A 23908-nucleotide genomic window follows, 5' to 3' on the forward strand; every position below is an offset into this window, starting at 1 on the left:
AAGTTCATGTACATAATCATTCTAATTGGTGGCAAGCTAATTGTATTGAACATGGAAGGAAAGGATGAGTAAATATGCTCGCATTACCGTCTGCAGTTGAAGGAAAACAATTTAAATTAAAACATTTAGAAGATGAGCTTAAACCGTTAGGGTATAGCATTGGTGGGAATTGGGACTATGATCATGGCTTTTTTGATTACAAAATTGATCAACAGGAGCAATATATCTTTTTTCGTTTGCCTTTTAAAGCAATTGATGGGGAACTGGACCAGCGAGGCGTTAGTGTCGAGTTAGGACAGCCATTTTTGCTCGCCCATGAATATCAAAGTGGCATTGATAATGAGGATACACCAGGGAGTGGCGTTTTAGTGAGTTCAATCAATCAATTTTCCTCGCCAACAAACAAAGACGCTGAAATACCATCAAAATTTATGACTGTCGCTCAAAATTTAATTTCAGAATTAGAGCTTACTTTATTAAGATAATGGGAAAAATGACAAGTGAATAATGGTGATTAATTCCGATAATGTGGAGAAAATCTAAAATCCAATCCCAAATAACATGCGATTTCGTACCATCAATAACAAGTAAATTTACAATTCAAAAAGCTTGGGAACATCCCAAGCTTTTTCCTTCAATCTACTGTTCTGTTTAACTAAAGCATCCAGTTAGTTCAATATAATCTCCATTTTTCTACTCTTCGTTGACATCCCAATTGACCTATAAAATTCAATCGCAGATGTATTTTCTTCAGATACGCCCAATTCAATACTATCGATTTTGAGGCTTCTTCCAAAATCAAAAACGTTTTTAGTTAGTTTTTTTCCGATACCTTTCTTTCTATGTGTTTTAGCAACGCATAAACTCTTTATAAATAATACTTTCCTCGCTTTAACAAAAGTATTTTCAGTTACTTCTTCTTCCTTTGTCACTACAACGCCGACGATATCATTGCTTATAGTAGCCACAAAAATATGCTGTTTGTCATCAGCTAATTGGCTTTCAAAAAACTCTTGTTCGACTGGATTGGAATTCTCTTTATACAAATCTGGTCTTATAAAAACGTGGAATTCATGAACCTGCCTAAATAAAGGCAACAGTGCCTCGTAATCGCTTCGCTTAGCGTTTCTAATAAATATATCCATATTTTTTTCTACCCCCGATAGTTGTTTTTGATTGGAATTTACCACTTCTCACTCTTGCCCAAAATGCTTTATGAAATCATTCTGCTTGTTAGTTGAAGAACTGAATTTTTATAATCTCTCACTCTATTTTACAACATAATGCTATAAATTCTTGAATTTACTCGAAATAGACTAAAATTGACAAATCAAATAACAAGTAAAATAGTAACAATTTGATATCTCTAATTTGTTTAACGGTTATGAAGTTACCTTTAAGAATAAAGGAATAGTGTTTTGGAGAGAAAACGGGTATGGTGTTAATGAATTTCAAAGTTTAAATAATCAAGGAATTGAATATCTTTACACATTATTTGGTCACAAGGATTGTTGTAAATGGTATAAAAAGGTATTGTTAAGTGAAGGGAGCTTTTACAATGAAAGAGGAATTTTAGTAACAATGGATGTTTCCTAGCTGAAATTAGATATTTGACAAGCTAACACTTTTAAAGGAGAAACATATGCAAATTACATATAGCGATAATAAGGATGAAATTAATGTCAATGAACTAAAATGTTTGTTTCAAAGAGTAGCAAATTGGAAGATGCCTTCTGATATAAATGACTGGATAGACATGAATAACTTTACACCGTTACTGATTGTAGCGTTATCGGATAATAAAATAATTGGCTTTGCAAGGGTACTTACCGATTTTGTGAGGTGGGGAGAAATTTATGATGTGGTAGTAGATGAAGAATATCAAGGGAGGGGGATAGGAACGGAATTAGTCAAGCGCATCATAAATCACAGTAAAGTAAGTCGAGTTAGGACCTTTTCTTTAGGGGCATCCAACGGTAAAGGTGATTTTTATAAGAAGTTAGGGTTTCAGAAAGTAAATGACTTAGGAGGGAAAGTAGACTTGAATTTTTAGAGATAAACTCAATCAATATGAATCAAATGGTTCCCTAAGTGTTTTTTTCTTTATTGTACTCATGCGGGCTTTCTGTAAATAAGAAGGATCCTTTCTTGTGCAGCCTGCCAAAAATCAAATAAGACAGCAGTTCAATTACTTAGAACTGTCCAATAAGGGGGCGACAATATAACAATGCGTGAATTGTTTTTAGAGATTAATATATTTAGAAATTGGGCTGAAACAGCTGATAAACCCTTTGGTGAATGGGAAACTGAATATCTCCATTGGGACAGAATATATCACTATGTAAACAAGTTAATAGAGGACACTCCCGTTGAAAAATGGAGTTCAGATCTTCTAAATGAATTTCTTTATATTTTAGCGAGAGACAATGAATGCGAAATCATTCTTGAAACTTTGATAGACAATCCAATCCATCTATTATCCATTGCCAAACATTCTGTATCCTTTCCTGACCATGATGCAAGATGGCAAATTGCTTACGGGCTTGGAGAGATAGATGAAAATAACCAAGAAATAAAAAACTTTCCTCAGTCAATTTTTACTTGATGAATTTGAATATGTTAGAAGAAGAGCTTCATTTGCATATGAGAAAAAAGGGTTTTAAGAAACCCTTCTCAAAAGGCAACAAAGTTTACGAAAACAGTGTTAAATAAAGAGGATGCTCGTTTCTTAAGCTATTGTAGAAGGTTTTAAGGAAAGTACTTCACAAAATGTTGGAGGTGTTAAAGGTGGACTTATTACTTTGGATAACTATTGGTTTTATCATAATAGGGTTTGTTGTTCTCATTTCTATGAAAAAAAATATGGAAAGTAAGCTCGCTTTTATAATAGAGAATATGAATAGCGAGGAAAGTTCAGAAAAAACTAAATCTATAGTTTGGTGGATAGTGAGTACAGTAGCTTGGGGAATAGTGAGTATGATTCTTATTATTTGGTGGTTTCATAATTATTTTGGATAATTATTGGTTGGGGGATTCTTTTAATAAAAGGTGCTCTTTTCTTTATGTTACAAACGGGACAATTTGGTTTAATAAGAAATTTCAGGAGAATGTAGGATTCTAGTTGAATTAGGATTAAAATGTCAGTTAACGTTTCACTCATTCAGAGGGGAGCCAATCCAAGAATTGTCCAGAAGCGCTTGGGCCATGAAGACATCCAAACCACCTTCCGATACTACGGTCATTTATGGGTGAATGCCGATAAAGAAGCGATTCATTCTTTAGAGCACGAGATGGAAAAGCATAAAAAACCAGCTCATCCCATGAACGGAATGTGAACCAGATGTGAACTTTTGTGAACTTCCCCTTCAAAATAAAAAATGACGCAGGATTTCGTATAGCCGAAATCCTGCGTCATTACTGGTGTTACGTGTGATGGAGCATAGCGGGATCGAACCGCTGACCTCTACGCTGCCAGCGTAGCACTCTCCCAGCTGAGCTAATGCCCCGTATTTAATTGACACTGCCTAAAACAAGAGCCTGTGTCTTTTTATTATGTACAAGAGCTATTATAAAAGGTTTCGCTAATTTGTGCAAGTCTAATTTTTAACCTAGAAGCAAACCTAATCCCCACCAACCTATTGCTGCAATAATTCCAATAACGAATGAACTAATCACAAGCTCTTTCTTTAGCTTTTTCTCTTTGACAAAATCAAATATTGTCCAACCTATAAACACGGTAAAACCAAAAATAATCGCATCCATTATTTTGTTTCCTTTCCTTTAAGCACTTTAACCATTTTAGCAGATTTTTTATTTAACAAACAAGTGATTATGGTCGAATTGATCTAATCTACGAGAGGCATCACTATGATAAATAGATAATAAGTCAGTCCCCATCTTTTTTGTAAGCGGGGACTAATTGACGATTACGATGATAATTAAACTGACGGTCTTTATAAGTCTACCTTTTCTATTCCACTCTAAAATAGAATTTGTTATGAAAGTAATGGCTTAAGTGAACTGGTTAGTCCAAGTTAATTTACGTAAAGGTTGGGATATATCCTATTTTTTAGGTACACAGAAGTGGTATTTTGTTTTAAATGGTGCGGTAGGTAACGTTCATTCTTCATCGAAAGTTGACATGTTAAAAATACTTATTTGCTAACAATTTTGCTGTGCGTGTGGCAAGTGCTTGTGTTGTTAATGTCGGGTTGGTACCTCCTATGGCATTGGCTTGAACACTATTGTCAGCGATATAGAGACGATTGACTTGGTAAGCTTCGCATGACGAATCAACCACCTTCCCCATCCTCATTGTAGATTTAGGGTGAATGTAGAAGTTGGCGGCAATATCATTTCGATGAATTTTACGTGCCCCTGCCTTTTGCAGGAGAACCCGGCCAATTTTCGTTAATTGATTTCTTTTCTTTGCTTCTGTTTTGCTCGGAGTATAGTGTATGAGTGCTACGGGTCCATGTTCATCCTCCGTATAAGGGTCCAACTCCACTCTGTTTTGAAAATGGATATCATCATCGGCTATGATCAACAGGCTAAGTGAGCGTCTATAATTGTCCATATTTTCTTTTAGATCGGAACCCGTAAGCCGCCCTTTTTGATCCCATAAACTAGAATTGAGATGGTTATTATATCCAGCCTGACTGGAACCATACTGCATCATTGCTAACAGCCCTGGACTTAACCCCATATCTTGAACCGTCCCGAGCCCCGGATAATCGAGTCTTGCCCCTGACGTATGGCCGATGAACGGGTCAGACGTTGGGCTTCCTATGATCTGCATTAATGTTTTCTCGTCAAATATTCCTGTAAGTGTGTCAATATAATGATTCGTCAACCCTCTGCCTACCCAAGGATTATAAGGCAAGTTGGAATTTAACCAAAGGCGCGGACTTTCGATTGCCCCTGCGGCCATGACCACCACTTTGGTAAAAATTTCATTGATTTCTCCCGTCCACGTATCGCGGCACTTTACGCCGACAGCGGAGAAATGGCCGGTTGGCTCTAGTTCAGTTAACACTTCTGTCGTGAATGTGTTCGGCCGAAATGTCACCTTCCCCGTCTTCATCGCAAGCGGAACATAACTGACATTCGTTGAGCGTTTTGCCATTTTGTCAAGGGAAGGGCCATAAGGGCAACCATGTTCGCAATGGCCGCTTAGCGTACAGCCTTCCATATGGCTTAATTGTTCTAACGAATAATTCATATCCATGAGATGTTTATTCGGAGGTAAAATCGCATTTGGTTGCGGGCGATAACCAATTTCCATCACATCTAATGTTCGATTGAGCGAAAACCCTGCCTTTTCTGCACCGTAAAAAAACAGTGCTTCTTTTGAAGTCATGGGTGCATATTCTACCGGTAACGTTTCTTCGACTTTTTCATAATAAGGAATTAGCTCGTCGTAGGTGATAGGCCATTCCTTATTAATCGCATGGGGATGTGCACGCGGTGAATTTGCCCAATAATGAAGAGTGGTTCCCCCAATGCCTGCATTTTGCCACAATAATCCAGGGTTAGGAATGTTTCGATACCAAGGACTGCGTCTACGGTCTGCCGGTCCCAGTCGAAACTTTCCATTTATGGGGCTATTCATATCATTTTCAAGCCTTGTTAACTGCTTGCGGTAGAGGGAACTGTCCAAGTCTTCCGGATCGGAGCTTTCCTGTGCGAGCCCGCGATGTTGATTAGGGTTTGGCCAGTTCTTATTTCCATACCATGGACCTGCTTCAAGTACGAGTACCTGAATGCCCATTTCGCCCAACTCTTTTGCGATTACGGACCCCCCACCACCAGCGCCAATGACAATGACATCTGGATTTTCCAATAAACTCCCCTCATTTCTAGATATTTTTACTGAAAAATTTCGCTTCTTATCAGGTATCCTCGAAGTTTACTATTATAAGTTTTGTTATGGTCATTACGAAAAATATTTTTTGGCTAACAATTCTGCTGTTCGTGTGGCAATTGCTTGTGTCGTTAAGGTCGGGTTGGGACCTCCTATGGAATTGTAATGGTTGCTATTGTCTGTTATATAGAGGCGCTTTACCTGAAAAGCCTCGCATGATGAATCGACGACAAACCCCATTCTCATCGTGCTTTCCAGATGAATGTAAACATTAGGAGGGAGCACGCTTCGATGTACGGTTTTCGCTCCGGCTTGACGTAAAATATTCGTTGCGATTTTTGTCAACTGGGTCCGTCTTTGTCTGTCTTGTTTGCTTGGGACATAGTGTACGAAAGGGACCGGTCCATGTTCATCTTTAATATGGGGATCGACTTCCACCCTGTTTCGATACTGTACTTCGTCATCTGTAAAGATCGCAAGTGTGAGGCTGACACTATAATCCTTCATTGATTCTTGGAGGTCAGCTCCAACGATTCTTCCTTTCTGATCCCAAAAGTCTGAATGAAGATGTTCACTATATCCCGCCTCGCTGGTGCCGTATACGACCTGTGTGGCGAGTCCTGGACTTTCACCTAATGTTTCAATCATCCCCAGACCTGGATAATCAAACCGTGCCCCCGACGTATGTCCCATAAAGGGGCCGACGATCGGGCTACCTAGAATTTTCATTAATGTCTGTTCATCAAATGTTCCCGTGACTGTATCCATAAAATGATTCGTCAAGCCTCTCCCAACCCAAGGATTATGAGGTAAGTCGGAATTCAGCCACAGGCGCGGACTTTCGATTGCCCCAGCAGCCATAACCACTACTTTAGCAAAAATTTCCTCGATTTCTCCTGTCCACGTATCGCGGCACCTTACGCCGATAACGGAGAGTTGCCCATCGGGATCCGTATCAGTTAATACTTTGGTTGTAAATGTATTCGGCCGAAATGTTACCTTCCCGGTGTTCATCGCAAGCGGAACATAACTGACATTGGTCGATCGTTTGGCCATTCTTTCTAGAGAAGGTCCATAGGGACATCCCTGTGCACAATGTCCGCTTAGTGTACAGCCTTCCATATGACTTAATTGTTCTAACGAATAATCGGAATTCATGAGGTGTTCATTTGGAGGTAAGATCGCATTCGGTTGGGGCCGATAACCAACCTCCGTCACATCTAACGTCTGATTAAGCGAAAATCCCGCTTTTTTTGCACCGTAATAGAACATGGCTTCCTTTGATGTGGTCGGTGCAAATTCCACCGGTAATGTGTCTTCAACTTTTTCATAGTAGGGGATTAGCTCATCATAACTAATAGGCCACTCGTTGATTGCTTGTGGAAATGCACGAGGTGAGTTGCCATAGTAATGAAGAGTGGTTCCTCCAATTCCTGCATTTTGCCATAATACTGCTGGATCAGGAATGTTTCTATACCAAGGACTGCGCTGTCGATCCGCTGGGCCCCACCGAAATTTTCCGTTTACAATATCATTCATATCATTTTCAAGTCTTGTCAACTGCTTGCGGTAGAGGGAACCGTCCAAGTCTTCTGGGTCAGAGCTTTCCTGAGCCGAGCCGCGATGCTGGTTTGGATCAGGCCATTTTTTATTGCCAAACCATGGACCTGCTTCTAGGACAAGTACTCGAATTCCTAATTCCCCTAGTTCTTTAGCTACTACCGCACCTCCGCCACCTGCACCAATGATGATGACATCTGGATTTTTCATTATGTTCCCCCCTCATTTCTGGGCATTTTTAACAAAAAACCACGAAAGTCACGATAACCTAACGACACACCGGGGTACCCCACTTGCTGCCAGCTTAAAGGGAAAAATTCGAGGCGGCGTTGAGCTGGAGGAAGGAGTCTTGTCGAACCGTAAGCGGACCACTCAGAATAATAGCCAAATAAAGATAATCGGTTCAATGCGTCGGTCATGTGTTTAACCAATCCTGCATTATTTGTATATGGAGACGGTAAAGCATTAAGATCTACGCTCAGAGACTCGAGAGCAGCTAAGACTCGAATTCGATCTGAGCGGTTAAGGGTGGAAAATGCTCCCTTAGAATACAACTTTATCGGGGAAGCTTGTAACTGACCATTGGCTAAGAGTTGTGTGGCCGCAGCGTCTAACATCAAGGCTGTAGGATAAGCGAGTGGAATAGGAGTCTGAAAGAACTGTTGTTGGATCGTAATCTGTTGATCGAGTGCATGAATGACATATTCATGAACATTTAAATCCGAATCAATGAAATGTGGGCCGTGCTCGATTGAAGGTGTTGAAGGGACTAAAGCATCTGTAAGAGCTTGGAAAGTCTCGCAAACATATTCCTGAAATGGGGTTGAATTTCTAATGAGCGATCACCTCTTTAAAAACAGAATAGTTCTATTTATATAAGTGAACTGGGTAATTTATGTTATTATTTAAAAAAAGTAAAGTGAAATTGGCCTAATAAAAAAGTGAGGTGAATACGTGGATTTATTATTTTTGTTTATATGATTAGTGTATAAAGTTGTGATCAGGGCTTGAGCTAATGTTTTGCCAATGTGATGAAAGACAGGCTCATTAGGTTGAGCAATGAAAGGAAAATCACTAATTATTTTATAAATGAATCCATTTTTATGATGATAAAAAAGTTTGGTTATGGCAATTTAATCATGTTAGCCATTGGGATTGTAATTATGTATTTGATTGTTGATTTTAAAACCCCTGATTTTTTAGATTTAACGCTGATGGTCATATTTGGTCTAACTATTTTGTTGAATCTTATTAGATTTATTTATATATATAAGGAAGCAAATGATGAGTGAGGTATTTGCAATAGTTGAAAAAGGTGAGATTTGTTAAAGGAGGGGGGGCGGTATACCCCCTCCTTTATCTGTTTATCCGGAGTAATACCTCCGCACACTCATTTGCAGAACTTCCTCTAAATCATCAAAACGAACAAGGAAATAGTCCGCCTCTTCAAGATGATGAAGGTTACCCCCATTCATTAATAAGTCCGCTTTTAATTGTTCCGTGTTAATAGAATAAGACTGTTGATTAAATGGATCTTTTGTTAATGAAGCTTGACTAACCGTTATAACCGCTAATGAATCATGGAATTCTTCAGGATAAAATCGTTCATACGGCAAATTTAAAGAATAATGAACATAAGAATCCGATAAATCGGCAGGTAACAGCATCCATTGAGGATATAATTGCCCACCAATTTCATCATAATAAACGCTTGATTTCATAGCTTAATTTTTCCTCCCCTACTTGTTTGGATAGCTGATGAAGAATCTGTTTCGTTGAATCGTAAAGATCTCCGTTACTCTGAAGTGATTTTTTTCTTCTATTTATTTCGGCTCTTTGCATTTTATATTGAAATTCTTGTCGACTTCTCTCATTTTGAATGATCTCAAAACGCCTCCGCACAAATTTTGCAGGAATCTCGAATCGCTCTACTAAATAATTGATCGATTGATTTTTCATCACTTCGGGTTCAAAGATATGTCTAGGCATAGAAAAATAAAGAGTGTACCAGTTGGCCTGCTCTTCTTGAAGTTTAACAAATGATTCAGGTAAAAAACGCTGATCACCTGTATGCTTTAGGACATGTGACAATTCATGAAAAAAATCATATCTTTGTTCAAAATACGTTTTTGATTTATCAAGATAAATGATCGCGAAATGTTCATCCCCAATAAATTTACTGGGACCATTAATGTATTCGATATGGGAGGAGAATATATGGCTAATGTTTTCAATCGTTAAATCTTTTACGTGAACAATCCCATGCTCTTTAAATAACTGGCTACACTCCATATCTCGATAAGTTGAAAAGCGCATTTTACCACCTCTTTAATAAGAATGTATGTTCGTTTTATGGCGATAATAAAAACCTCATTCGAGGCATTTATTATGTATAAATGAGTATACCACATGAAGGTCTCTACCTTTTTAAGGAAAGTTACATAGAAAAGACCTAATTTTATTTTTTTGATTCTTTTTCTTTTAAGAAACGTTCTCGTAATGCTCGGTATCTTTTTAACTCTTCTTCCATTACCGATTCAAGGTGTTCTTTTTCATCATCGGTCAAATTATGGGCTCCTTTTCGAAACGCTTGGTTCAATAATCCGTCTGGATGATCGGTTCGTCCAAGTAAATAATCGGTCGTTACACCATAATGATCAGCGAATTTTGTAATTAAATCGGGGTCAGGTTTGGAATGGCCGCTTTCATATCTAGATAATTGATAGTTGGTTAGTTCAAAAAAGTTTGCCGCTTCCTTTTGTGATTTGAAAGGACTATTTTCCCTCAGCTTTTTTAATCTCATTCCTAAAGTATTCTCCATAAGCCGGCCTCCGATTGCTATTTATACAATTATTATAAACGATTTGCGAAAAAAGCAAAAGTTTTAAATTAAATAGGCAATAAAAGGATTGACGTTGCGTTTTATGCAACGTATTATAGAAAATAAGCAGTTGCAAAATATGCAAAACAGATAACTTGATTGCAAATAACATAAAAGAAAAGAGGGGAATCGAATTGGACAAGCAGATGATGAAGGAGTGGGTAGTCTCAAGAAATAGAAGGGGAAGTGAGTTCATATGGTAGAAAAAGAGATAGAGAGACGAGTTCAAAAGCTTGAAATCAAAATCGCCACACAAGAGCAACGGATGAGTAGCCTGGCGGCAGAAATCAAAGATGTTAAGAACACTCTTACGTGGATTAATCGTTTAATTCTAGGGGCGCTCATTTTACAGATTTTTAGTTTTTATTATGGATGAAATGGAGAGGAGAAAGTGGAGAGCGCTGTGTGTTTCTCTGTTTTCGTTTAAGTAGCGGAAGTCTTAGGGTTTGGCCAGCAAGGATGAGTAAAAAACGTCATCAAAAAGTATTTCGTTTCAGTTGACAAAGAATTTCCTAAATAAAAATATCTCACTTCCCTTAATAATCTAAATATTAATTGACATCATGATTGTTCAACGCTTACAATTAAAGTAGTCTTTAGTTATTAGTGAGTTTTACGTATTTAATTTGAAAAGAGTGGTTAACCTATGGCGTTAAATCATGCTCGGCGGATTGGGCGTGAGGCAATATTATTATTGCTTTCAGACCAGCCTGACAAAGAGTTAACACGTCTCAATGAAGATAATTGGCAGGCTTGCCTTGGCAAAGTCGGTTCGATGGAAGCTCATAAGGTAGTGGCGGCGATTGAGACAGCAGCAAAGAAAAATGGTTTAATCAAAACAGATGTTTACCGGGAAAGTCATGCATTGTATCATACGATCATGGAAGCCTTACAAGGGGTGACGCGTGGTCAAGTACAACTAGGTTCGGTTCATCGTACGGTTGGATTAACTTTTGCGATTTTAAGAGGTAATCCGTATGATCAAGCGGAAGAGGGCGAATGGATGGCCGTCTCTTTATATGGAACAATCGGTGCTCCTGTCAAAGGTTCAGAGCATGAAGCGATTGGACTTGGAATTAATCATATTTAATAAATTGAATATATAGATGAGAAAGAGTGGTTTGTCAAACACTGATCTTTTTCACTATAGCCCATAGTGATTTTAGCGATTAGGGGGCTATATCTTCAGAAGTTTTTTTAGGAACTTCTTTAGGTATAGTTCCCTTTTTTATTTTAACTTTACTTGGGTAAAGCGTATAAAAAGGAGAGAATTGAGATGGTCATTTTAAACGGTCAAACGTTAAATTTTGATGAAGTAAAACGAGTATTATTTGATAAAGAACAAGTAAGTTTTTCTGATGAAAGTCGTAAAAAAGTAATGGAAAGCAGGAAAGCTGTTGAGAGAATCGTAGCAGAAGAAAAAGTCGTTTATGGCATTACAACCGGATTTGGTAAGTTTAGCGATGTGTATATCGATAAAAATGATGTCGAAACATTGCAATTGAACCTGATACGGTCACATGCTTGCGGGATGGGGGAGCCTTTTCCAGAAGTCGTTTCAAGAGCGATGGTTTTACTTCGAGCCAATGCCTTATTAAAGGGCTTTTCAGGAGTGCGTCCAATCGTCATTGAACGATTGCTGGACTTAGTGAACGCTAAAATCCATCCTGTTATCCCACAGCAAGGTTCACTTGGAGCGAGTGGGGATCTCGCCCCGCTTTCTCATTTAGCTTTAGTCCTTATTGGGGAGGGGGAAGTGTTTTATAAAGGGGAACGAATCGATTCATTAACAGCCTTAACAAAAGAAAATATTTTCCCGATTTCATTAACGGCCAAAGAAGGTCTGGCGTTAATCAATGGAACTCAGGCAATGACAGCGATGGGACTTGTGGCTTATTTAGAAGCTGAAAAATTAGCTTTGCAAGCTGATTTAATTGCAGCGACAACGATTGAAGCTTTACAAGGAATTATTGATGCATTTGATCAAGACATTCATTTAGCCAGAGGGTATCGAGAGCAAATCGAGGTGGCTGCTCGGATTCGAACCCATTTAAAAGACAGTCAATTAATCACAAAACAAGGTGAATTACGTGTGCAAGATGCCTACTCGATCCGTTGTATCCCACAAGTTCACGGGGCAACTTGGCAAACATTGAGTTATGTAAAAGATAAATTAGAAATAGAAATGAATGCAGCTACTGATAACCCACTTATTTTTGATAATGGCGAAAAGGTGTTATCGGGTGGGAACTTCCATGGACAGCCAATTGCCTTTGCTATGGATTTTCTAGCGATTGCCATGTCCGAATTAGCGAATATTTCAGAACGTCGGATTGAAAGATTGGTCAATCCACAATTAAATGATTTGCCCCCATTTTTAAGTGCAGAACCAGGCTTACAATCAGGAGCGATGATTATGCAATATGCAGCGGCATCGCTTGTCTCTGAAAATAAAACATTAGCACATCCTGCTAGTGTTGACTCGATTCCTTCGTCTGCTAATCAAGAGGATCATGTCAGTATGGGAACGATAGGTTCAAGGCATGCCTACCAAGTCATTACCAATGCTAGACGAGTTCTGGCGATCGAGGCGATATGTGCGATGCAAGCCGTTGAATACCGTGGGGTTGATCAAATGGCTATGGCAACGAGAGGTTTTTACGAACAAGGGAGAAAACAAAGCCCTTCTATCACACAAGATCGTGTCTTTGCTAAGGATATTGAAAAAGTGCAATTGTGGTTAAAAGAGGGAACATGTAAAACGGTCAATGAGTTAACAAAACGAGTGGAAAAAGAAGTTTAAGAGGACCAAATAGAGGAGGATATATGATATGGATTCAGTAAAAAGTGGGAAAATTCAACGTTATAGAGGAACGGAATTGAATACAAAAGGGTGGCAGCAAGAGGCTGTGCTACGGATGCTCATGAATAATTTAGATAAGGATGTGGCGGAACGTCCAGAGGATTTAGTCGTTTATGGTGGGATTGGAAAGGCGGCTCGAAATTGGGAGAGTTTTGATGCTATTGTGGCGAGTTTGAAAGAACTGGAAGAAGACGAAACATTATTGATTCAATCAGGAAAACCAGTTGTCGTATTTAAAACACATAAAGATGCACCACGTGTACTTCTAGCGAATTCAAACATCGTTCCGGCTTATGCAAATTGGGAAACGTTTCATGAGTTAGATAAAAGAGGTTTGATGATGTATGGACAAATGACGGCAGGTAGCTGGATTTATATTGGCTCACAAGGAATCGTCCAAGGAACATATGAGACATTTGCTGAGCTTGCGAAACAAAGCTTTAACGGGTCTTTAAAAGGAACGATAACGGTAACGGCAGGTCTTGGTGGCATGGGAGGGGCCCAGCCATTAGCGGTTACCATGAATGAAGGAGTCGTAATCGGGATTGAGGTCGATGAATCACGAATTGATCGCCGGATTGAAACGCGATATACGGATGTAAAAGCGAAAACTTTAGACGAAGCGATTCAACTTGCCCAAGAAGCAAAGCGAGAAGGTCGTGCACTATCGATTGGTTTATTAGGGAATGCAGCAGAAATGCTGCCGGAAATGATTCGCCGTCAATTTATTCCGGATGTGTTAACCGATCAAACATCGGCACATGACCCATTAAATGGTTATATTCCTGTTGGGATGTCACTAAAAGAAGCAGAAGTCCTCAGAAATTCAGATGAAAAAGAATACGTCCAACGTTCAAAAGCAGCCATTGCTATTCATGTAAAAGCAATGCTTGAAATGCAGGAAAAAGGGGCGATTACGTTTGATTATGGCAATAATATTCGCCAAGTCGCCAAGGACGAGGGGGTAACAAACGCATTTGATTTTCCGGGTTTTGTGCCAGCTTATATTCGCCCTCAGTTTTGTGAAGGGAAAGGTCCGTTCCGTTGGGTGGCTTTATCAGGGGAGCCAGAGGATATTTATAAAACAGATGAAGCGATTTTAAAAGAGTTCGCTGATAACGAGCACTTATGTAACTGGATTCGAATGGCCCAAGAGAAAATCGAGTTTCAAGGATTGCCATCACGTATTTGTTGGTTAGGATATGGCGAGCGGGCAAGGTTTGGAAAAATTATCAATGATATGGTCGCAAGTGGGGAATTAAAAGCACCGATTGTCATTGGACGTGATCATTTAGATTCTGGTTCTGTTGCTTCACCTAACCGAGAAACAGAAGGAATGAAAGATGGTTCGGATGTAGTCGCTGATTGGCCGATTTTAAATGCAATGGTCAATGCAGTTGGTGGAGCGACTTGGGTATCGGTTCATCATGGTGGTGGTGTTGGTATGGGTTATTCGATGCATGCTGGTGTCGTCATTGTGGCCGATGGAACAAAAGAAGCGGAAGCAAGAATTGAGCGCGTGCTGACAACTGATCCTGGTATGGGGGTCGTTCGTCATGCGGATGCCGGTTATGAATTAGCGAAAGAGACGGCCCGAAATCAAGGTATCAAGATGCCGATGTTAGATAAATAAATTTAAAAGAGAAGGAGTGGTTCGATGAATTCAAAGAGTCTTTTTATTAGAAATGCCAATGAATTAATAACGATTAAAGGTCATTCAGAGAAACCGGCAACAAAAGAGGCGATGAATGATTTACACATTATTAAAGGTGGGAGTGTCTGGATTGAAAATGGCAAAATTGTTGCCGTAGGAACTGATACAGAATTAATGGCGAAGTATCAAGACCGTTTAGACGATGCTGAAGTCATTGATGCTAGTGGTCAAGTCGTAGCTCCTGGATTTGTGGACCCGCATACCCATCTCGTTTATGCGGGTAGTCGAGAAAATGAATTTAACATGCGTTTACAAGGAAAATCGTATATGGAGATTATGAACGCGGGTGGTGGAATTCACGCCACGACATCTGCTACAAGGGAAGCCACTCCCGAACAGCTTTTTACCGAAAGTAAGGCTCGTTTAGATAAATTTCTCTTACATGGGGTGACGACGATTGAAGCCAAAAGTGGTTACGGTTTATCACTCGAGCACGAATTAAAACAGCTTGAGGTGGCCAAGCAATTAAATGAAGCCCATTGTATCGATATTGTTCGTACGTTTATGGGCGCCCATGCTGTTCCCGCTGCATATAAGGAAAATCCAGAAGCTTTTGTTGACCTAGTAATTGAAGAAATGATACCGAAAGTAGCGGAACGAAAGCTAGCTGAATTTAATGATGTCTTTTGTGAGCACGGTGTTTTTACTCCTGAACAATCAAAAAGAATTCTAGAGGCTGGGCTCAAACATGAATTGCTCCCGAAAATTCATGCCGATGAGATTGAACCATATCGTGGGGCCGAGTTAGCAGCAGAAGTGGGGGCAGTCTCGGCTGACCATTTATTAAAAGCTTCTGATGAAGGCATGCAAAAAATGGCTGAAAAAGGGGTCATCGGAGTGTTATTACCTGGAACGGCTTTTTTCTTAATGGCCGAGTCAGCTAACGGTCGGAAAATGATTGATACAGGCGTTCCTGTTGCTCTTTCCACAGATTGTAATCCAGGATCATCACCATCTGTATCGCTTCCACTTATTATGAACTTGGGCTGTTTAAAAATGGGGATGACGCCAGCTGAGGTGATCACGGCGACAACGATAAACGCTGCTCACGCCATTAATCGTGCAAATGAGGTTGGCAGTATTGAAGTAGGTAAAAAAGCAGACTTAGTTGTATTAAATGTACCTAATTATATGCAACTTCAATATCATTATGGAGTCAACCATACGAGCAAAGTGATTAAAGGAGGAAACCTTGTCGTTCAAGAAGGGAGAATCGTATGAAGGCATACCCGTATCCGATGTTAAATCGGCCTCCTTTTTATTATCATACGAATCGTGAACTCGATGAACGTAAAGTCCATGAATGGATCGAACAAGTTGATGTGGAAAATAAGGAGAAATGGTCGGCCTATGATGCGGTCATTCTTGGAGTGCCACTTTCTCGCTCCTCAATTTCCGCTTCCTCTGCAAGTGAAAATCCAGAAGCTTTTAGGAGAGCATGGAAGTCCTTTACGACATACAATCTTGATGAAGACCTTGATTTATCAACATTGAACATTGTTGATCTAGGCGATGTTCGTGAACATGTAACAGATATTTCGGTTTGTCACGAAAACGTTCGAGAAGCGATGAAGGCAATTCAAACGCATCATTCTCAAGCGCTGCCGATTATCGTTGGAGGTGACCATTCAATCACGGCGATGCTCGTAAAAGGCTATAAGGATGTTCACCGCAATGAAAGAATAGGAATCTTGCAATTTGATACTCATTTTGATTTGCGTGATACGAAGGAACTCGGACCTGCGAATGGTACGCCAATTCGTCAGCTCATTGAAAGTCAAACAGTGCAAGGCAAAGATGTTTATAACATCGGATTGCATGGTTTTTTTAATGCTCGTTCGTTAAAACAATATGCAGATGAGGTCGGGCTCCAATATTTTACGATGAAACAAACTAGAAAAGTAGGCATCGAAAAAATCGTCCAACAAGCGTTAGATGAATTGAATGAAAAAGTAGATAAAATCTATGTAACGGTTGATATGGATGTGCTCGATATTAGTGTCGCTCCAGGTGCTCCGGTGTCAACTCCAGGTGGTATGTATATTCATGAGTTACTGGAAGCCGTACAAATCGCTGGGCAACATCAAAAAGTCTGTGCAATGGATATCGTCTGTTTAGATCCACAGAAGGATATTGCTGGAGCGACCGTAAAAACAGGTGTCCATGTCATGCTTTCATTTTTGACTGGGTATAAGCAAAGAGAACTTTAAATTAGGTGTCGTATCGAGACGGAGTCCGCGTGAATGTAGCTGGCTCCGTTTTTTTTGTGAACGAAGTAAAGTCAGAGTCGGTTCGCACACTTATCGCTTCGTATATTTCCTTAACACCTCCATATACTAAGTTCAATTCAACATAAGATGAAGACTGGAGGGGACTGACATGAGTAAAAAAATCGTCTACATTCGCTTGCATCATCGTGTCAAAGTGAAACCTAACCAACGAGTTTTTTTAAATGATGTAGCCCAGTGTATTCTTCCGCCTGATTTAGAAGAGCAGCTATATGGTATTCCTATCTATCAAATATCACAAACAGATGGGAGGCTTGTCATGATTGATATTTTACAAGTGATTCGATTTATTAAGAAGCGAGTCCCTGATTTAGACATCAATAACCTTGGTGAAAATCAGGCGATTCTAGAAATTGATTATGCATCCAAAACTCCTCATCTCGTATTAGTAAGTTTTGTTTGGCTCCTGTTATTTTTTGGTTCGGGTCTTGCGATTATGCACTTCCATGAAGATGTTAATATGCTCGCAGCTCACCAAAAAATTTACCACATCCTCACTTCATCTGAAAGTGAACATCCTTTTATTCTTCAGATACCCTATTCTTTAGGGCTTGGTCTAGGTATGATTTTATTTTTTAACCGTGTCTTTAAAAAGAAATTCAATAACGAACCGAGTCCACTTGAAGTAGAAATGTTTAATTATCAGCAAAATTTAGATTTATTTACGGTGATGGAGGGGCGAAAGGATGAAAAGAAATGACGCTTCTTGAAGGGGCCCTTTTAATTATCACAGGGTTTTCAGAAGGCCTCGTATTGGGTGCTGGAACCGTTGCTTTTCTAACATTTCTTGGGGTAATCCAACGATTAATGAAAATGACGAGAACTTATCGATATGTCCATTCCTATCAATGGGCGGTTGTATTAGGTTCTGTTAGCTGGACATTATTTGCCCAATTAGACCTTCACTTTGATTTGCCAACCGTCACAACGATAATTTTTGGACTGTTTTCTGGAATGTTTGTAGGTATGCTTGCTGCAGCCTTAACAGAAGTTTTAAATGTTCTTCCATTATTAGCAAAAAGGCTTGGTATGGTAGATAGAGTCATGTGGCTTTTATCGGCGATTATTATTGGTAAGGTTGCAGCCTCTTTACTCTTTTGGCTTATAATTAGCCCTCATAGTTGAGAGCGAACAATGATTTAGGAGGTCTGGTTATGGACATTTTTATCATTTCTTTACGCACAATCATCATGTTTATAGCGGTGTTTATTTTTTTTCGTCTTTCTGGAAAAAAAGATTTAGGTGAGATTAGTGTATTGGATATTATTGTTTCCTTAATGGTTGCTGAATTATCAGCGAGTATTATTGAAAAACCAGAGTTACCGTTATTTAAAGGGCTATTGCCAATTGCGCTTCTAACTTTTATACAGGTTTTCCTATCCAAACTACAAGTAAGCCAGCAACGTGTTCGAGATTTTATTGATGGGAAACCCACTATAATCATTAAAAAAGGTCGTCTAGTTGAGGACAACATGAAAAAACAAGGATATAATCTCGATGATATTCTCTTACAATTACGTGAGAAGGATGTTGCCGATATTCAAGAAGTGGAGTACGCGATCTTAGAAACTTCAGGTACTCTTTCCGTTTTTAAGAAAGATGCTACTTCTATGTTTACACTTCCTTTTATTATGGATGAAGTGATTCAACATGCCCATTTAGAAATTATGGAAAAGAACGAAAAATGGCTCCTAAATGAATTACAAAAACAAGGTTTTAAAAATGAAAAAGGGATTTTCTACTGTAGCTTTTCTGATGGGAATTTGTTTGTTCAACCAAAAGATAGCCACATGCATTTGTAAAAAATAGATTTGAGCATGTATCATGAAATGTCCCTTTTATATGATTATTTTTTCCTTTTTAACATAGCCATTTTAGAACGAATTCTTTTTTGAACTTCTTCTGCTTCTTTTAGGTCTATAGTAATCTTTAGTATCTCTTTTCCAGAGAGCTCTATATTAAACCATGTACCTTCTGTAGAACCGGGGGGAAGCAGAGATTTTTCGATAGTTGTTTCTTCTTCACTGTTACCTACTAATAAAACGGCATAATGATCTTCTATACGATCTAACACGGCTTTTTCTTTCATCAGAATCGCTCCTTTTACATAATTCTCAAAATGTATCTTTCTTATTATTATCCTAATCTTTGCTTGATTGTTCAATGGTTTGAATTTTTAATAAAACATAAAAAAATGAAACCATTTATTGTTTTATATCGAATAGTTCTATAAGAACCAGAGAAGATTAGATGATCAATTATGGCTTCAACTGTTTTTCCTTTATACCAAAACGAAGCGAGCGGAATGCCGAGGGGCTTCTGCGGGAGAAGTGAAACACGGGAGACCCCTCAAGCGTGAGAGAGGAGGCTCCCAGTTCACCCGCTATTGCTGTGGGTATGGAGCTGGCGGAGTATAGCTAACTAATGGAACCCTATTTTAACGAGTAGACCGTTTTTCAGTGGCTTCGCCTTTGCTCCTGCATGAGTCTACGTATATTTCCTCCGCTAAGGTTGTGTCTTGTTTGCATTCTCGGTTAAACCCTTTTTGTTTTGTACTAGCCTCTTGCTTTATAGTTAAAAATCAAAATAAATACGGAGTAAATAGAAGAGATCTTTACACTCAGGGTGAAGGCGAATGTTTTCGCATAATCCTTTAATAATGGCTTTTGAGTATAGGTTTTGTTCCATTAATTGTTCTTGTAACAAGGATAGAGATTCTTTTTCAATAGAGTCATCCATAATCGTTTTCTTTTGTTCAATTAAGGTGGCTAATTGTTCAGGTGTCACTTCGACATTTCCTTTATCTTTAAAAAATTGGTCGAGATCAAAGGTGAGAAAAGGAACTTGAACATGTTTGGCTAAAATTTCCGTTTTTTCTACTAAGGAGTTTGCTAAAGCTTCTAAGTCAATGGGGATCCGGTAATAAAGAAATAATCTTGAATACATACTGATAAATCCATTGACACAATAAATTAAATCGAACTTTGAATGTTCGATTTGAGCTCTATAAGCACGAACTAAAACGGTACTAATAATTTCTTTCAAGACCCGATCGAATCTTTCCAAAATGACGATTAGTTCTTGATTGAAGGCGTGAGAGGGTTCCTTGGCTAAAATTTTCGTGAAATCTGCATGTTTATTTAATGATTTTAAAGTTGTGATATAAAAATCATAAATGACCTGATCGTTATTAGTTTGTTGTTTGACTGATTGGTCAATATCGAATAGGATTTCCTTTGTGAAATGTTCGATTATCGCGATAATGAGTTCGTCTTTTGATTTAAAAGATAAGTAAAAAGCTCCTTTTGATATTCCACAATAATCGGTTATTTGTTGAACAGATGTGGAATCAAATCCCTTTTCAGCAAATAATTCCAGTGCTTTTTCCATAATTAATTTCTTTTTGTTCATATAAGGATTCTCCCTCAGGGTGAAAGTTTTTGATTGACAAATGACTGGATGGTCATTAATATCTATAAATAGATTTATATAGAGAATAAAGGGTAGGTGTGTTATGCAAAGTTTAGTCAATTTTGTATTAAAAAACAAATTAGCTGTTTGGTTACTAACCATAATTATCATCGTTTCTGGGATTTATTCAAGTACTAAAATGAAAATGGAAACTCTTCCTGACATTTCAATCCCTTTTTTGATGGTTATGGATGTTTATCCAGGTGCGACTCCTGAACAAGTGATGGAGGATGTTTCCGTTCCACTAGAGAAGGCTATTGAGAATTTAGATGATGTAAAAGCGGTTTTCTCTAATTCGTATTCTAATATGGCGAATGTGCAAGTGGAATATGAATATGGCGTTGATATGGATGAGAAAAAACGTCAACTTGAATCGGCTTTAAGTAATGTGCAATTGCCAGATGGTGCTCATGAACCACAAATTACAGCACTTAGTATGAATATGATGCCGGTTGTCGCGTTAAGTGTTAGTAGTTCAACAGAGGATATTGTTGAATTAACACAAACCGTGGAAGATAATTTACTTCCAAAAATCGAAAAAATTGCGGGAGTTGCATCAGCAACGATTTCTGGTCAGCATATTGAAGAAATTGAGCTTACGTATGATGAGGCTGCAATGGCTTCTTTTGGCTTAACAGAAGAAGATGTGAAACAAATGATTCAAGCAAGTGATCTTGCTGTTTCATTAGGCCTTTATGAATTTGAAGAAGGTGAACAAGCGGTTGCCGTTGATGGGAAGTTCATGACGATGACGGAATTGGAAGAAATGCTTATTCCAGTTACTCCAACGGAAGAAAGTCCAATCCCATTTGTTCAGCTTGGAGACATTGCTGATATTGAAGTAGTTGGTAAAGTTCAATCCGTTTCTCGTACAAATGGGGAAGATGCAATAGCGATTCAAATCGTAAAAGGTCAACAAGATAACACAGTTGATGTGGTGAATCGTGTGAAAGAATTGGTGGATGAAGAATTAGCAGCAATTGATGGTCTCATCGTTGATATTTCATTAGACCAAGCAACCCCAATTGAGGATTCTGTTTTTACGATGGTCGAAAAAGCGTTATTTGGTGGTTTAATCGCAGTATTAATTATTTTGCTGTTTTTACGTGATTTCAAATCAACGATTATTTCGATTGTTTCCATTCCAGTTTCTCTTTTTATGGCGTTACTTGTATTAAATTGGATGGACATTACATTAAATATTATGACCCTTGGTGCGATTACGGTTGCGATTGGTCGTGTTATTGATGACTCCATCGTTGTTGTGGAAAACATATATCGACGTCTTCATTTAAAAGAAGAGAAGTTATCGGGACGAGCACTTGTCCGTGAAGCAACGATTGAGATGTTTAAACCAATCTTATCGTCAACACTTGTTACGGTAGCGGTGTTTGCCCCACTTGTTTTTGTAGGTGGAATGGTGGGCGAACTCTTTATGCCATTTGCCCTGACGATGACTTTTGCTTTAGTCGCTTCTTTAATTGTTGCGGTTACAATTGTGCCTGCTCTATCTCATGTTTTATTTAAAAAGAAATTATATGGTGAGAAGACGGAAAGTCAACATAAAGAGGTAGGCAAGATTGCGAACTGGTATAAAGGAGTTCTCGAGTGGACGTTAAATCACAAAATCATTACGTCCGTCATTTCCGTTGCTCTTTTAGCTGGAAGTTTAGCTTTAACTCCACTTATTGGCTTTAGCTTTTTAGGTAGTGAAGAAGAAAAAGTCATGTATTTAACGTATACACCTGCTGCAGGTGAGTTATTAGATGAAACGTTAGAAAATATTGATGAAGTGGAACAGGAATTATTAAAACGCAGTGATATTGAAATTCTTCAATTTTCGATGAATAATAGCGATGATATGATGGCGGCCATGATGGGTGGCGGAGCAGGTGGTGCTCTCATGTTTATCACGTTTGACCCTGACATGAAAGATTTCCCGGAGGTCCGTGAAGAAATTCAAGACTATGTCTTTACGATTGATCAATCGGGTGAGTGGAAGAGCCAAGACTTCGCTGGAATGGGCATGAATACAAATGAAGTTAGTTATACGTTCTACAGTGAGGATTTAGATAAACTTAACGAAGCAGTTTATTTAGTAGAAGATATCATGAAGGAAAATGATGGATTAGAAGATGTTTCATCAAGTGCGGAAGATGCTTATGTGGAACATGTCTTTAAAGTAGAACAACAAGAATTGCTTCAATATGGTTTAACAACCGGACAAATTGTGATGATGCTTATGAACGATCATTCGACCGAAGTTTTAACAACAATTGATCAAGATGGTCGTACGCTCGAAGTCATTGTTCAAAAAGAAGAAGTGGAACAACCGAATTCAATTGATGAGATGCTTGAAATTGAAATTCCAACAGCACTCGGAACAACGATGTCACTTTCTGAGTTAGTAACCGTTGAAGAAGGAACAACGTTAAATGCTTTAGCAAGGAGTCAAGGCGAGTACTATGCAACAGTTTCAGGGAAGCTTCTTGATGATGACATTACAAAAGCAACGTCAGAAGTAGAGAAAGCGATTGATGAGTTAGAATTACCATCTGGTGTTACGGTTGGTGTTGCTGGTGTAACAGCTGATATGGAAGAGACATTTACTCAGCTTGGAATCGCGATGCTTGCGGCGATTGCGATTGTCTACTTTATCCTTGTTGTGACATTTGGTGAAGGGGTAGCTCCATTTGCGATTCTCTTTTCGTTACCATTTGCGATTATCGGCTCATTTGTTGGGTTACTCATTGCTGGTGAAACGATTTCGGTACCGGTTATGATGGGGCTCCTGATGTTAATCGGTATCGTCGTAACGAATGCAATCGTATTGGTGGATCGAATCATTCATATGGAACGTGATGGTTTAACAATGCGTGAAGCTGTTTTAGAGGCTGGTGCGACTCGTCTTCGTCCAATTTTAATGACAGCCATTGCTACGATGGGGGCTTTAGTTCCACTAGCAGTTGGTGCTGGTGGTGGCGGATTGATTTCAAAAGGTCTTGCTATTACAGTCATTGGTGGACTTGCGAGTTCAACACTCTTAACCTTAATTGTAGTGCCAATTGTTTATGAAATATTATCGAAACTATTTAAGAAAAACCGTAAAGAAGTTATGGAAAATTAATAAAGAAAAGCCTGATGGAGTGGGATTTAACCACTTCGTCAGGCTTTTTTAATGAGGTGTAAGGGGAAATTGCCTTCATATATAATGATTTTTCTCCTATCTTTAATAGTATAGAATTTTTGCTCAGTGGTAATATGGAGT

At 38.8% G+C, this 23908-nt stretch carries 24 protein-coding genes and 1 tRNA gene; 15 read left to right on the forward strand and 10 right to left on the reverse strand.

The window, feature by feature from the left end:
- Nucleotides 1-74 precede the first annotated feature (74 nt).
- Nucleotides 75-485, forward strand: coding sequence for a YugN-like family protein (locus AA0017_RS01200; protein ID WP_413378728.1), 411 nt, complete (start codon nucleotides 75-77; stop codon nucleotides 483-485).
- 183 nt (nucleotides 486-668) lie between these two features.
- On the opposite strand, the gene AA0017_RS01205 is transcribed toward AA0017_RS01200, so the two are convergent.
- Nucleotides 669-1145: an N-acetyltransferase family protein gene (locus tag AA0017_RS01205; protein ID WP_413378730.1), complete on the reverse strand. Its 477-nt coding sequence runs from the start codon at nucleotides 1143-1145 to the stop codon at nucleotides 669-671.
- Nucleotides 1146-1642: 497 nt separating this feature from the next.
- Between AA0017_RS01205 and AA0017_RS01210 the strand changes: the two genes are divergently transcribed.
- The 4 genes from AA0017_RS01210 (at nucleotide 1643) to AA0017_RS01225 (ending at nucleotide 3335) form a co-directional block, all read left to right on the forward strand.
- The gene (locus AA0017_RS01210; RefSeq protein WP_413378732.1) at nucleotides 1643-2053 is read left to right on the forward strand and encodes a GNAT family N-acetyltransferase; all 411 of its coding nucleotides are present in this window, start codon (nucleotides 1643-1645) and stop codon (nucleotides 2051-2053) included.
- Nucleotides 2054-2227: 174 nt separating this feature from the next.
- Nucleotides 2228-2605, forward strand: coding sequence for a hypothetical protein (locus tag AA0017_RS01215; RefSeq protein ID WP_413378734.1), 378 nt, complete (start codon nucleotides 2228-2230; stop codon nucleotides 2603-2605).
- A gap of 182 nt (nucleotides 2606-2787) precedes the next feature.
- Nucleotides 2788-3018: a hypothetical protein gene (locus AA0017_RS01220; protein WP_413378736.1), complete on the forward strand. Its 231-nt coding sequence runs from the start codon at nucleotides 2788-2790 to the stop codon at nucleotides 3016-3018.
- A 119-nt stretch (nucleotides 3019-3137) separates the two neighbouring features.
- A complete protein-coding gene (locus tag AA0017_RS01225) occupies nucleotides 3138-3335 on the forward strand; it encodes a tyrosine-type recombinase/integrase (protein WP_413378738.1) in 198 nt (65 codons plus the stop codon).
- A gap of 98 nt (nucleotides 3336-3433) precedes the next feature.
- Here AA0017_RS01225 and AA0017_RS01230 read toward each other — a convergent pair.
- The 7 genes from AA0017_RS01230 to AA0017_RS01260 form a co-directional block, all read right to left on the reverse strand.
- Nucleotides 3434-3506 (reverse strand) — tRNA-Ala (locus tag AA0017_RS01230).
- Nucleotides 3507-3603: 97 nt separating this feature from the next.
- Nucleotides 3604-3762, reverse strand: a complete 159-nt coding sequence (locus tag AA0017_RS01235; protein ID WP_003320752.1) for a hypothetical protein — start codon at nucleotides 3760-3762, stop codon at nucleotides 3604-3606.
- Between the two features lie 382 nt (nucleotides 3763-4144).
- Nucleotides 4145-5842, reverse strand: a complete 1698-nt coding sequence (locus AA0017_RS01240) for a GMC family oxidoreductase N-terminal domain-containing protein (RefSeq protein WP_413378740.1) — start codon at nucleotides 5840-5842, stop codon at nucleotides 4145-4147.
- 93 nt (nucleotides 5843-5935) lie between these two features.
- On the reverse strand, nucleotides 5936-7633 hold the full coding sequence (locus AA0017_RS01245) for a GMC family oxidoreductase N-terminal domain-containing protein (RefSeq protein ID WP_413378742.1): 1698 nt from the start codon (nucleotides 7631-7633) through the stop codon (nucleotides 5936-5938).
- A gap of 1154 nt (nucleotides 7634-8787) precedes the next feature.
- A complete protein-coding gene (locus AA0017_RS01250) occupies nucleotides 8788-9144 on the reverse strand; it encodes a hypothetical protein (RefSeq protein WP_413378744.1) in 357 nt (118 codons plus the stop codon).
- The gene (locus tag AA0017_RS01255) at nucleotides 9122-9739 is read right to left on the reverse strand and encodes an ImmA/IrrE family metallo-endopeptidase (RefSeq protein WP_413378746.1); all 618 of its coding nucleotides are present in this window, start codon (nucleotides 9737-9739) and stop codon (nucleotides 9122-9124) included. Before AA0017_RS01255 ends, AA0017_RS01250 begins: the two co-directional genes overlap by 23 nt.
- 142 nt (nucleotides 9740-9881) lie before the next feature.
- The gene (locus AA0017_RS01260; protein WP_003320748.1) at nucleotides 9882-10244 is read right to left on the reverse strand and encodes a helix-turn-helix domain-containing protein; all 363 of its coding nucleotides are present in this window, start codon (nucleotides 10242-10244) and stop codon (nucleotides 9882-9884) included.
- Nucleotides 10245-10500: 256 nt separating this feature from the next.
- On the opposite strand from AA0017_RS01260, the gene AA0017_RS01265 reads away from it, so the two are divergent.
- From AA0017_RS01265 to AA0017_RS01305, 9 genes are all read left to right on the forward strand, one after another.
- Nucleotides 10501-10680 (forward strand): hemolysin XhlA family protein, encoded by a 180-nt coding sequence (locus tag AA0017_RS01265; RefSeq protein WP_413378749.1) that lies wholly within the window; start codon nucleotides 10501-10503, stop codon nucleotides 10678-10680.
- Between the two features lie 270 nt (nucleotides 10681-10950).
- Nucleotides 10951-11394, forward strand: coding sequence for a hut operon transcriptional regulator HutP (gene hutP, locus AA0017_RS01270; protein ID WP_413378751.1), 444 nt, complete (start codon nucleotides 10951-10953; stop codon nucleotides 11392-11394).
- A gap of 186 nt (nucleotides 11395-11580) precedes the next feature.
- Nucleotides 11581-13107: a histidine ammonia-lyase gene (gene hutH, locus AA0017_RS01275; RefSeq protein ID WP_413378753.1), complete on the forward strand. Its 1527-nt coding sequence runs from the start codon at nucleotides 11581-11583 to the stop codon at nucleotides 13105-13107.
- A gap of 28 nt (nucleotides 13108-13135) precedes the next feature.
- On the forward strand, nucleotides 13136-14800 hold the full coding sequence (hutU, locus tag AA0017_RS01280) for a urocanate hydratase (RefSeq protein ID WP_413378755.1): 1665 nt from the start codon (nucleotides 13136-13138) through the stop codon (nucleotides 14798-14800).
- 24 nt (nucleotides 14801-14824) lie between these two features.
- Nucleotides 14825-16102, forward strand: a complete 1278-nt coding sequence (gene hutI, locus AA0017_RS01285) for an imidazolonepropionase (protein ID WP_413378757.1) — start codon at nucleotides 14825-14827, stop codon at nucleotides 16100-16102.
- On the forward strand, nucleotides 16099-17091 hold the full coding sequence (locus tag AA0017_RS01290; RefSeq protein ID WP_413378759.1) for an agmatinase family protein: 993 nt from the start codon (nucleotides 16099-16101) through the stop codon (nucleotides 17089-17091). Before hutI ends, AA0017_RS01290 begins: the two co-directional genes overlap by 4 nt.
- Nucleotides 17092-17260: 169 nt before the next feature.
- Nucleotides 17261-17869, forward strand: coding sequence for a stage V sporulation protein AA (locus AA0017_RS01295; protein ID WP_413378761.1), 609 nt, complete (start codon nucleotides 17261-17263; stop codon nucleotides 17867-17869).
- Nucleotides 17866-18294: a stage V sporulation protein AB gene (locus tag AA0017_RS01300; protein WP_413378763.1), complete on the forward strand. Its 429-nt coding sequence runs from the start codon at nucleotides 17866-17868 to the stop codon at nucleotides 18292-18294. The genes AA0017_RS01295 and AA0017_RS01300 overlap by 4 nt, the downstream gene beginning before the upstream one ends.
- Before the next feature lie 29 nt (nucleotides 18295-18323).
- A complete protein-coding gene (locus AA0017_RS01305) occupies nucleotides 18324-18971 on the forward strand; it encodes a DUF421 domain-containing protein (protein WP_413378765.1) in 648 nt (215 codons plus the stop codon).
- 44 nt (nucleotides 18972-19015) lie between these two features.
- Here the strand turns inward: AA0017_RS01305 and AA0017_RS01310 are convergent, their stop codons facing one another.
- The gene (locus AA0017_RS01310; protein ID WP_413378767.1) at nucleotides 19016-19258 is read right to left on the reverse strand and encodes a DUF3006 domain-containing protein; all 243 of its coding nucleotides are present in this window, start codon (nucleotides 19256-19258) and stop codon (nucleotides 19016-19018) included.
- 485 nt (nucleotides 19259-19743) lie between these two features.
- Nucleotides 19744-20580, reverse strand: a complete 837-nt coding sequence (locus AA0017_RS01315) for a TetR/AcrR family transcriptional regulator (RefSeq protein ID WP_413378769.1) — start codon at nucleotides 20578-20580, stop codon at nucleotides 19744-19746.
- Between the two features lie 103 nt (nucleotides 20581-20683).
- Here AA0017_RS01315 and AA0017_RS01320 point away from each other — a divergent pair, with 103 nt between their 5' ends.
- Nucleotides 20684-23767 carry an efflux RND transporter permease subunit gene (locus tag AA0017_RS01320; protein ID WP_413378771.1) on the forward strand — a complete coding sequence of 1028 codons (3084 nt, stop codon included), beginning with the start codon at nucleotides 20684-20686 and terminating at the stop codon, nucleotides 23765-23767.
- Nucleotides 23768-23908: the final 141 nt, after the last annotated feature.

The sequence above is a fragment of the Alkalihalobacillus phoenicis genome (assembly GCF_047302405.1).
Lineage (GTDB): Bacteria > Bacillota > Bacilli > Bacillales > Bacillaceae_D > Alkalihalobacillus.

What these genes read in the sequence shown, in the direction of transcription:
- AA0017_RS01250 (WP_413378744.1), bottom strand. Translation starts at nt 9,144, where the DNA reads ATGAAATCAAGCGTTTATTATGATGAAATTGGTGGGCAATTATATCCT.
- AA0017_RS01260 (WP_003320748.1), bottom strand. Translation starts at nt 10,244, where the DNA reads ATGGAGAATACTTTAGGAATGAGATTAAAAAAGCTGAGGGAAAATAGT.
- AA0017_RS01210 (WP_413378732.1), top strand. Translation starts at nt 1,643, where the DNA reads ATGCAAATTACATATAGCGATAATAAGGATGAAATTAATGTCAATGAA.
- AA0017_RS01310 (WP_413378767.1), bottom strand. Translation starts at nt 19,258, where the DNA reads ATGAAAGAAAAAGCCGTGTTAGATCGTATAGAAGATCATTATGCCGTT.
- AA0017_RS01200 (WP_413378728.1), top strand. Translation starts at nt 75, where the DNA reads ATGCTCGCATTACCGTCTGCAGTTGAAGGAAAACAATTTAAATTAAAA.
- hutP (WP_413378751.1), top strand. Translation starts at nt 10,951, where the DNA reads ATGGCGTTAAATCATGCTCGGCGGATTGGGCGTGAGGCAATATTATTA.
- AA0017_RS01205 (WP_413378730.1), bottom strand. Translation starts at nt 1,145, where the DNA reads ATGGATATATTTATTAGAAACGCTAAGCGAAGCGATTACGAGGCACTG.
- AA0017_RS01305 (WP_413378765.1), top strand. Translation starts at nt 18,324, where the DNA reads ATGGACATTTTTATCATTTCTTTACGCACAATCATCATGTTTATAGCG.
- AA0017_RS01215 (WP_413378734.1), top strand. Translation starts at nt 2,228, where the DNA reads ATGCGTGAATTGTTTTTAGAGATTAATATATTTAGAAATTGGGCTGAA.
- AA0017_RS01225 (WP_413378738.1), top strand. Translation starts at nt 3,138, where the DNA reads ATGTCAGTTAACGTTTCACTCATTCAGAGGGGAGCCAATCCAAGAATT.
- AA0017_RS01290 (WP_413378759.1), top strand. Translation starts at nt 16,099, where the DNA reads ATGAAGGCATACCCGTATCCGATGTTAAATCGGCCTCCTTTTTATTAT.
- AA0017_RS01255 (WP_413378746.1), bottom strand. Translation starts at nt 9,739, where the DNA reads ATGCGCTTTTCAACTTATCGAGATATGGAGTGTAGCCAGTTATTTAAA.
- AA0017_RS01320 (WP_413378771.1), top strand. Translation starts at nt 20,684, where the DNA reads ATGCAAAGTTTAGTCAATTTTGTATTAAAAAACAAATTAGCTGTTTGG.
- AA0017_RS01265 (WP_413378749.1), top strand. Translation starts at nt 10,501, where the DNA reads ATGGTAGAAAAAGAGATAGAGAGACGAGTTCAAAAGCTTGAAATCAAA.
- hutU (WP_413378755.1), top strand. Translation starts at nt 13,136, where the DNA reads ATGGATTCAGTAAAAAGTGGGAAAATTCAACGTTATAGAGGAACGGAA.
- AA0017_RS01295 (WP_413378761.1), top strand. Translation starts at nt 17,261, where the DNA reads ATGAGTAAAAAAATCGTCTACATTCGCTTGCATCATCGTGTCAAAGTG.
- AA0017_RS01245 (WP_413378742.1), bottom strand. Translation starts at nt 7,633, where the DNA reads ATGAAAAATCCAGATGTCATCATCATTGGTGCAGGTGGCGGAGGTGCG.
- AA0017_RS01315 (WP_413378769.1), bottom strand. Translation starts at nt 20,580, where the DNA reads ATGAACAAAAAGAAATTAATTATGGAAAAAGCACTGGAATTATTTGCT.
- hutI (WP_413378757.1), top strand. Translation starts at nt 14,825, where the DNA reads ATGAATTCAAAGAGTCTTTTTATTAGAAATGCCAATGAATTAATAACG.
- AA0017_RS01300 (WP_413378763.1), top strand. Translation starts at nt 17,866, where the DNA reads ATGACGCTTCTTGAAGGGGCCCTTTTAATTATCACAGGGTTTTCAGAA.
- hutH (WP_413378753.1), top strand. Translation starts at nt 11,581, where the DNA reads ATGGTCATTTTAAACGGTCAAACGTTAAATTTTGATGAAGTAAAACGA.
- AA0017_RS01235 (WP_003320752.1), bottom strand. Translation starts at nt 3,762, where the DNA reads ATGGATGCGATTATTTTTGGTTTTACCGTGTTTATAGGTTGGACAATA.